This is a genomic window from Bacteroides sp. An269 (assembly GCF_002159755.1).
GTDB lineage: Bacteria > Bacteroidota > Bacteroidia > Bacteroidales > Bacteroidaceae > Phocaeicola > Phocaeicola intestinalis.
Genome location: NZ_NFJG01000143.1, coordinates 1 through 9,405 on the forward strand (window position 1 = coordinate 1; position 9,405 = coordinate 9,405).

At 49.1% G+C, this 9,405-nt stretch carries 9 protein-coding genes; all 9 read right to left on the minus strand.

Features of this window, described 5'->3' with window-relative positions; all coding sequences use genetic code 11:
* Nucleotides 1-257: hypothetical protein (locus B5F71_RS20825; protein ID WP_206423859.1), on the minus strand; the 257-nt coding region annotated here is incomplete at its 3' end.
* A 369-nt stretch (nucleotides 258-626) separates the two neighbouring features.
* A complete protein-coding gene (locus B5F71_RS17555; RefSeq protein WP_022038608.1) occupies nucleotides 627-1,250 on the minus strand; it encodes a lysine exporter LysO family protein in 624 nt (207 codons plus the stop codon).
* Nucleotides 1,240-1,527 (minus strand): LysO family transporter, encoded by a 288-nt coding sequence (locus tag B5F71_RS17560; protein WP_022038609.1) that lies wholly within the window; start codon nucleotides 1,525-1,527, stop codon nucleotides 1,240-1,242. The genes B5F71_RS17555 and B5F71_RS17560 overlap by 11 nt, the downstream gene beginning before the upstream one ends.
* Nucleotides 1,528-1,919: 392 nt before the next feature.
* Nucleotides 1,920-2,825: an AraC family transcriptional regulator gene (locus B5F71_RS17565; protein ID WP_022038610.1), complete on the minus strand. Its 906-nt coding sequence runs from the start codon at nucleotides 2,823-2,825 to the stop codon at nucleotides 1,920-1,922.
* Between the two features lie 84 nt (nucleotides 2,826-2,909).
* The gene (gene fucO, locus B5F71_RS17570; RefSeq protein ID WP_013618545.1) at nucleotides 2,910-4,064 is read right to left on the minus strand and encodes a lactaldehyde reductase; all 1,155 of its coding nucleotides are present in this window, start codon (nucleotides 4,062-4,064) and stop codon (nucleotides 2,910-2,912) included.
* 97 nt (nucleotides 4,065-4,161) lie between these two features.
* Complete coding sequence (gene rhaD / locus B5F71_RS17575) at nucleotides 4,162-4,971, minus strand: rhamnulose-1-phosphate aldolase (protein WP_013618544.1); 810 nt, start codon at nucleotides 4,969-4,971, stop codon at nucleotides 4,162-4,164.
* Nucleotides 4,972-5,086: 115 nt separating this feature from the next.
* Entirely contained in the window at nucleotides 5,087-6,121 is a 1,035-nt protein-coding gene (rhaT, locus tag B5F71_RS17580; protein ID WP_013618543.1) for an L-rhamnose/proton symporter RhaT, read from the minus strand.
* Nucleotides 6,122-6,159: 38 nt separating this feature from the next.
* On the minus strand, nucleotides 6,160-7,419 hold the full coding sequence (locus B5F71_RS17585) for an L-rhamnose isomerase (protein WP_191762892.1): 1,260 nt from the start codon (nucleotides 7,417-7,419) through the stop codon (nucleotides 6,160-6,162).
* Between the two features lie 198 nt (nucleotides 7,420-7,617).
* On the minus strand, nucleotides 7,618-9,078 hold the full coding sequence (locus B5F71_RS17590; RefSeq protein ID WP_087212911.1) for a rhamnulokinase family protein: 1,461 nt from the start codon (nucleotides 9,076-9,078) through the stop codon (nucleotides 7,618-7,620).
* Between the last annotated feature and the right edge of the window lie 327 nt (nucleotides 9,079-9,405).

A 9,405-nucleotide genomic window follows, 5' to 3' on the forward strand; every position in this document is an offset into this window, starting at 1 on the left:
GTTTCCTGTATCCAAATCATATCAAAGATCTTGCTCCCGTTTTTGAGGGAAAGCGTCTGCAAAGTTAAGGCGTTTTTTCCATTCCTCCAAATTTTTCGGAATATTTTTTCGCCGCCCCCGCCGACCGTCACCCTTTCAGGCGGCGTCCCTTTCGGAAAGCGGTTGCAAAGGTACGCCTTTTTACCGGAACTGCAAGCAACTGGAGAACTTTTTTTGAAACTTTTTTCATGTGAAATATGCAAAATGCTGATATTCACAGATATATATGGAAATATTTACACCTGGAAAAAACTTAGTAAGAATAACAATACTCCTTATTATATATATAACAACAGAAAACCGAAGGCAAGGATACAAAAAAGCACCTATATGAACGGGGGCATGGAAGATATATCCGTTGACCCGTACATATAAGTGCGTATAAAAAGAGAACGATACTTCTCGCAGTATTTATTTGCACATTTCGCATATGTCACCGTATATAAAGACAATGTGCACATCATCTTTTTTACGAAAATGACGCATAAATTCCAGAAACAAAAAACAAGAGCTATGTCTGTCTATGCCTATCTATGCCCCATAAAGATGCACAAATCCATACCGTACCTGGTATAAAATCCTTTACTTTATCGACAAAAGAAAGATATGAGTAAAGGAACACTCATTTCCAGAATTATTCCATGCAAAATAGCTAATGGCACTAAATTTTTCCCCGAGTACCGATACACCAACGGCAACATTACATCCATTGAATTGATGCCTGCAGCCGAAATAGGTGCCAACCTACCAAAAACCCGTGTAAAGAAGGGGGCTCCCAACAACGAAATCATTTCCCGAATGATATTTGCCAATAGAGCCAATGTACCTAATTCCGCTGCAACCTGCACTCCCACCGATGCACTCTTAATTTCGGTTATCAGTACCGATGAGAGAGAATAATAGGCAAAGCCGCTTCCCACCGCCATGCAATCGGCAGTACCCCAATGCGTCAGAAAAAAACTGGCAAAAAAAGAAAAAAGCAAAGTCCCTGCAATAGTAGACAAAGGGACAAGCAACATCTTGAAATTCAATGCATGAAGCATCTCTTTCAAATTCTTATTAGAACCAATACCAATGCCAACTTGAAGAATCAGGGCATAAAGAATCAACATCGTGGTATTCCCTTTCACCCATTCTGAAGGAACCCAATGATGAGCCCCTAACATACCACCCAGCGTAAAGACACAAATAATAAGCAAACTATTCTTCATCGTTCCTCCTTTCTTTCTTAAATAGAAAACGGTATGCGAAATACCCTCCTACCAGACTACCCATCGTTCCCAATACAGCGAGAAAAGCCGCCTGATAACCAAACTTATCCAAATTTGAAACCAACTCATCGTTCGACCCGATGGAGATGCCGAATACAAATAACATCAATAACACGGTATAGGAAACGGTCTTCTCTACTTGATGCAAAAAAGTCACCCGACGAAACACATAACCGATTCCTATCCCTATAAACAACAGGAACAAAACCGTAAACATAACTAACACATTAAGCTTTAGAAATAAAACAGAGCAATACATTCCCTTATATCACCCCAAGAGCCTGTTTAGAAACGTTTTTGAATCTCTACAAAAAGTATTCTTGACTTGATGTATGAAGGATGTATTGGCTGAAAAAAGGATATTCATTGTTATAAAAACAACCGGAATGGAAAGTACAGAACGTACCTTCCCTACTTGTCGACCATTTAGATAAAGCCCGTAAACCAATGCACAACAAACCTCCTGTGCGTCTTCTCTTGCAGACACGCACACATACATGGAGTAATATGTTGTAATAAAACCTTCATAGCCTTTCTATCATTTAACGGGCTGCAAAGATAAGCATTTTTACCGAAATGCAGAATATATATACAGGAAATATTCCGGTATTATTTTAAATCCCTACCGAATGCCCTGTATTTCAATGGTGTAATCCCTGCATGTTTCTTAAACAAATTCGAAAAATGCTCGGTAGATGTATATCCCAACATAAAGCAGATTTCCTTCACCGAATGCGTACTTCCGACCAACAATTGCTTGGCTTTCCGCATTTTCAGTTCCTGAAAATATTTTGCCGGAGCATATCCCGTATAATCTTTAAACGCCTTGCGAAACCACGAATAGCTGAGATTCAACCGTGCCGCCAACTGTTCCGGATCTATCTCCCGACAAAGATTTTCGTTCATGATAATTTTGGCCTGTTCCATCTTCTCGGACACATTATCTTTTTCAAACACATTATTCCGGGATACGGAAAGCACCAACCCAATCATATGCAATACAATCCCTGCCAAATATTGTTGTGACGCCGTCTTATCCTCCTCAGCTACCTCCAATGCACGCGAAAACAACATGGCCAGCTCCTCATTCAGTCCGATGTCGAGCACCTGGTTATCTTTTGTCAAAAAAGAATTCCTGACAAGCTGGTCGGCCATTGTCCCTTCAAATCCAATGTAATATTCATTCCATCCCGTTGCCGTATCCGGCTTGTATGTATGCCATTGTCCGGGAAAAAGAACAATCAGATGCCCTTTTCCCACCTGCCGGTCAGGAGTATCATCGGATGCAAAAGAACCTTGCCCTTTCGTAATGTAAAGCAACTGATATTCACGCAGGACACGTCCTTTTTGGGCATTAAAAAAATATCCTGTAGGATGATTCCGCACCGGATAAGGAGAATTAGGACGAATCGATTGATAACCTACCGTATTGATTGAAAGCCCGAAGCTCCGGTCTTTATCATTTACGATAAGATATTTCAGTTCCATGCCTGTATCATTGTATAATTTTGCCATACGTGTGGATTTTACGGATTATGGCAAATATACAAATTAAAAAGGAGACCACAACGGGCCTCCTCCATTTTATATAAAAAGATATCAATATGCCTTGCGATACAGGGCTTCGATGTCTTCTATCGAAGTGGGACGCGGATTGCCTCCGGTGCAGACATCGTTGAAGGCATCGATTGCCAACTGGTGCAGGTCTTCCTCGCGCACACCGATTTCGTGCAGCTTCTGCGGGATGTTGATGCTGAGCGAGAGGGCACGCACCGCCTCGATGGCTGCTTTCACCCCTTCTGCCTCGGTCATGCCTTCCGTATCCACTCCCATTGCCTTGGCGATATGGATATACTTGGGAGCCGCCGGCGATTCGGCATTATACTCCATCACATAAGGCAAGAGCAATGCGTTTGCCACGCCGTGAGGTGTGTCATAATGCGCACCTAGCGGATGAGCCATCGAGTGTACGATGCCCAGCCCTACGTTGCTGAACCCCATACCGGCGATATATTGTGCCTGCGACATTGCTTCACGCGCCACCGGGTCGTTGCCATTATCTACCGCAGCCTTCAGGTTCCCGGCAATCATTTCGATAGCCTTCAGTTCGAACATATCCGACATCAGCCACGCACCCGGCGTAATGTAGCTTTCGATGGCGTGGGTCAGGGCATCCATACCCGTAGCGGCGGTCAAGCCTTTGGGCATGGAATACATCAATTCGGGGTCGACAATCGCTACACACGGGATGTCATTCGGGTCGACACATACCATTTTCTTTTGAGCCTGCTCGTCGATGATGACATAGTTGATGGTCACTTCGGCTCCCGTACCTGCCGTAGTAGGCAATGCAAAAGTCGGAACCGCTTTATGGCGGGTATCGGCAACCCCTTCCAACGAACGCACATCGGCAAATTCGGGATTATTCACCACGATACCGATGCCTTTGGCGGTATCAATCGCCGAGCCTCCGCCCAATGCTACGATGAAATCGGCTCCCGAAGCTTTATAAGCCTCCACGCCGTGCTGCACGTTGGCGATGGTGGGATTTGCCTTCACGTCGCTATACACTTCGTAAGGGATGTTGTTCTTGTCGAACACTTCAATCACTTTATCTGCCACGTGAAAACGAATCAAATCGTTGTCGGTCACGAAAAACGCTTTCTTGAAACCTCTGCGCTGCGCTTCCGTGCCAATGCTTTCGCGGCATCCCGCACCGAAATACGAGGTTTCGTTCAAAATCATTCTGTACATAGTTCTGTTTTGTTTAAAGGTTATTTTTATCTCACCACAGATTACACAGATTAGAAAATTAATTATTTAATCTGCGTAATCTGTGGTGAAAAACTCATCATTTCGGCAAATTGAAAGCCACTGACATTTCCTTCATCTGCTCCTGGCTCATGCCTTCGGGTTCGAAGCCCATGTTCTTCGCCGCGATGTAAATCAGTGCCGATTTGTTGAGCACATCCACCTGGTCGAACGCCGCCATGATGTCGGTATCTACGGCAAACACGCCGTGCTTTTCCCACATCACCACATCGTAGTCATCCAGTTCCTTGATGGTCGCCTCAGCCAGTTCTACCGAGCTGGGCAATTTGTAGGGAACCATTCCCAAGCCGCGCGGACAAAATGCCTTCGTCTCCGGGATCATGCTCCACAAGAGGTTGGAAGCGACATCCTTCTGCATAAACTTCTGGTTATGGGTCAACGCCACCAGTTCGATGGGGTGAGTGTGGAGCGATGCCTTGTAGTTCATACCCTTCGAAAGCAGGTAGTTGTGCACACTCAGGTGCGAAGGCAACTCAGAAGTAGGCATCACCGGCTGGTCGGCGATGATGACATAGCTGGCACAATCATCCAGAATACGGATAACCGAGCCGTTTGCCATCGGGTCGCGTGCCAGGTCGCGCATCCGTTTCTGCGTGCCTTTGCAATAGAAATAACATCCCTTCAATTGGGGAAGTACCGCACCGATTTGTTTCACTTCGCTGATAGCGGGCATCGTTCGGATGGCATCGTCCACGTATTCGGTGATGTTGATGGTGATGTTTCCGCCGTTGCGTTCAGCCCAGCCTTTCTGCCACAGATAGCCTGCGACTTCTGCTACTTTACCAATCTCGGCAGCCAGTGCCGGACGGTTGTTCAATATTGATTCCATATCGTTTTAAGTTTATAAGTTCTTTCGTTTTTAAGTTTATGAGTTCTTCACCACAGATTACACAGATTAAATAATTAATTTTCTAATCCGTGTAATCTGTGGTGAAAAAAGAAGCTTACCCCAGCAACTGAGGCAGGAACGATGACACGATGAGCACCGCCAGACCGATGACCAATACCGTAATGGTCTTCGGCGAGCAGCCTTTCCATTCCTTCAGGATGATGCCCCACACGTTCGAGAACACCACGTTGAGCGCCATCAGGATGCAGAAGGCGAAAGTCATCAGCACGGGCGACGAAGTGAGGAAGCCCTTGCCGAGTGCCAGCCCGAAGAACTGGCTATACCACAACACGCCAGCCAGGGCACAGAAGACGAGGTTATTCGTCCATACATTGCCTTTACGATAGTCTCCCCACGTGCGGTTCTTCCCGTTCTGGAAGAAACAATACACGGCATTCGTCACAAAACCGCCCAGCGTGACGAGGAACGTTGCCGGAAGCGTCTTGAACATATCCGCCGACTCCTCGAAGTGGATAGACGAGCCAAACTCCAGCCCCACATTGAAGCAACCGCTCATAAACCCTGCCAGCAGGGCGATGGCAATGCCTTTCGGGAAATTGAAGTCCTTCACCGCCGCCTTTTTCTCCTCTTCGCTCAGGCTCTGCGACTTCATGTTGCCCGCCACGCCGATGATGGCAATGCCCACAAGCGTCACCACCACGCCGATGATGACCGAAGCCGTCAGCTTCTCCAGATGATGCGCCTCGGGATAGAAGACGTTCAGTATCACCGGAGCCAGAATGGTGCCCAGACCGGCGCACGTGCCCAGCGAGATGCTTTGTCCCAGCGCCACGCCAAGGTAGCGCATCGAAAGCCCGAAAGTCAGTCCGCCCACGCCCCACAGCACACCGAAAAGGATGGTCATTGCCACATCCAGCCCGCTTGCACCGGCAAACAACTCAAAAAGGCTGTGTCCCGCAGGAACAGCCAGCAACGCACCCAGCAGCGGGAAAACCAGCCAGGCAAACACGCCCTGAACCAGCCAGTACGACTCCCAGCTCCAGTCTTTTATCCGATTAATCGGCACGTAACAGCTCGACTGGCAGAACGCGCCGATAGCAATAATCAATAGTCCGATTACTATATCCATTATCTGAATCGTTTTTTAGAACTTCTCCCGGGCAAGGATTAACCGCGTTTCGATGTCACGTCTGCCTCGTATTTTTCTACCTCGGCAATGAATTCTTCGCCTACCGGCACGTTGTTCTTCAGGCAGAACATGTCCCATACGGCGTTCCAAGGCAACGCTTTGGCTTCTTCCAGCAGGGCGAGGCGTTCGAACAGCTGGCCGTTTGCTTCGTACTGGCGGAGCTGCGCAAGCGGTTCGAGAAGCGCGCGGAGCATGCATTTCTGTGCCGCACGGCTACCCACAACGTACGCGCCGATGCGGTTGATGCTGGCATCGAAGTAATCGAGGCCGTAGTGCACGCGGTCGAGCGCGCCGCAACGCACGATTTCCTGGAAGAGTTCCAGTGTCGGGTCGTCCATAATGGTCACGTGGTCCGAGTCCCAACGGATAGGACGGCTCACGTGCAACATCAGTTCGGGCACGTAGAGCAGGAGCGACGAAACCTTGTCGGCAACGCTCTCGGTCGGGTGGAAGTGACCGGTATCCAACGTAATCATCTTGTTGTGCGATACGCCATAGCCGATGTAGAAATCGTTCGAGCCTACGGTATAGCTTTCCAGTCCGATACCGAACACTTTCGATTCGATGCAGTCTTTCATGTTCTTGTATTCGGTAGCGAAAATCTGGTCGAGCGAATCCTTCAGCAGTTCGCGGTATTTCATGCGGTTCACGGTGATGTCCTTGCTTCCGTCGTGCACCCATACGTTCATGATACAGGGGTCGCCCTGTGCCTCGCCCATGGCTTCCGCCACGGCACGACAACGCTTGGTGTGCTCAATCCAGAACCGGCGGATGCTTTCGTCGGGATTAGCCAATGTCAGGCTCCCGCTTTTCGGGTGCGAGAAAGAAGTAGAGTTGAAGTCGAGCTTCATGTTGTGTTCTTTTCCCCAGTCCATCCAGCTTTGGAAATGACGTGGCTCCACCTGGTCGCGGTCTACGGGTTCACCCTGGAAGTCACCGTAGATTTCGTGCAGGTTCAAGCGGTGAGTACCGGGAATGTACGAAGCGGCTTTCAGGATATCCTGGCGCAGCTCGTCGATGTTGCGTGCACGTCCGGGATAATTTCCGGTGGTCTGGATACCTCCGGTCAGCGAGCCTGCTCCGGTTTCGAATCCGATGACATCGTCTGCCTGCCAGCAGTGCAGCGACAGGTGGAAGTCCTGCATGGTTTCCATTACTTTTTCCACGTCTACGCCTACAGCCGCATAGCGTTCTTTCGCGATTTCATACGCTTTGTTTACGAGTTCTTCTTTCATAATAGTATTGTTTTTTATGTTAATGAATAAGTTTTATTGAATAGAAGGAATTATTTGGGGAAGTTAAAGGGAGTAAAAAGGAGTTATGCCTTCGGCAGGAGTTAAATGCCAATAGTTCTGCTATGGCTTCCATTAGTAAAAGTATTGGCTTCTAACTCCTTTTAACTCCCTGAAATAACTCCCCTTTAACTCCTATTTATATTATTGTGTCACCGTCTTAAACTGCAAATAAGCGGCGTCCCATACCTCTTTGTGCTGGGGCTGGAAGGTCTTGAGCGGAATCGCCTGGCTCACGAAGCGACGCATCAGCTGGATGTCGGTAGCTTTTCCGGCAGCCAGCGCCTGAATCATGATATTGCCCACGGCAGTAGCTTCCGACGGACCCGCAACCACGGGGATGCCGATGGCATTTGCCGTCCACTGGTTGAGCAGCTCGTTGCGGCTTCCTCCGCCGATGACGTGCAACACTTCTATCGGATTGGGCGAAAGCGTCTGAAGGTTTTCCAGCACCTGGCGGTAGCGCAAGGCAAGGCTCTCGAAGATGCAGCGCACGATTTGCCCGCGCGTCTCGATGGCAGGCTGCTTGTGTGCCGTGCAATACGCCTTGATGGCTTCTTCCATATCCGCAGGGTTGGCGAAGACAGGGTCATCGGGCGCAATCAGGTTGCGGAACGGTTCGCTGGCATTCGCCTCGGCTATCAGTTCGGGATACGAAGTCTCGCCCCATCCGGCACGGCAACGCTCCAAGAGCCACATGCCGCAGATATTCTTCAGCAGACGGATGGTACCGTTCACTCCGCCTTCGTTCGTAAAGTTCAAAGCTTCGGTATCGGCGTTGATGACCGGCACATCGGTCTCCACCCCCATCAGCGACCACGTGCCGCTGCTCAGGTAAGCGAAGTTCTTGTTTTGCGCAGGAACCGCAGCCACCGCCGATGCCGTATCGTGTCCGGCTACGGCAATCACGGGCACGGCTCCCAGCCCGGTGATGCGCTGCACCTCTTCGGTAAGCGTGCCCACGGTCTCGCCCGGATAGACAAAGCGGCCGAAGTTGTCTTCGTCCAGCATCAGGCTTTTCAGCAGCTCGGGCTCCAGGCGGCGCGTCTTCGCGTTCACCAGCTGGGCGGTAGAGGCAATGGTATATTCGCACACCATCTCGCCCGTAAGCATATAGCTCAGCGCGTCGGGGATAAAGAGGAGCTTGTCTACCGCTTCCAGCGCACTGTCCTTGTGGCGGAGCATCGTGTCGAGCTGGAATATGGAATTGAAGTTCATCACCTGAATGCCGGTCAACTCATACACCCGGCTGCGCGGCACCCGTTCGAAATACTTCCCGGGAGCGCCCTCGGTATGCGGGTCGCGGTACGAATAAGGCTGGCGCAGCAGGCTTCCGTCCTTGCCCACGCACACGAAATCCACGCCCCACGTATCGATGCCGATCGAAGTGATTTCGATGTCCTCACGCGCCGCAGCCCGTTTCAGCCCCTCCAGAATGTTCCGGTAAAGTTCGTAGATATCCCAGTAGAAGTGTCCCCCCGTCTCGATGATATGATTGGGGAAACGGTTCATTTCTTCTGTTACCAGTCCTTCCTGAGTGAAAGAGCCTATTATCGTACGCCCGCTGGTAGCCCCGAGGTCGACGGCGAAAAAGCATTTTGTCATAGCCTGTTCCGAGTTTAATGTTACCAAATTTTCTTTTGCTGCAAAGATAAGCGAATCAATCATACGCTATCATGCGCATTTTGACCGAAAATATAAATGATTTGACATGCTTTTCAGCATGAAAACCAAGATGAAGGGAAGAGTTTTCTCCACATCCTACACACAAAATCCGGCAGGTTTTGGACAAGACGCCAATATTACCTATCTTTACCGCCACATTTAGAAGCTGTTTTGAATTTCTCCAAAAAGTTTTTCTTGGCTTGATGTATCCGTTTTCGTGTGTGCTTTGGGCGATTTTTTGGTCCTTTCCGCTCCTGTTCTTCGTCA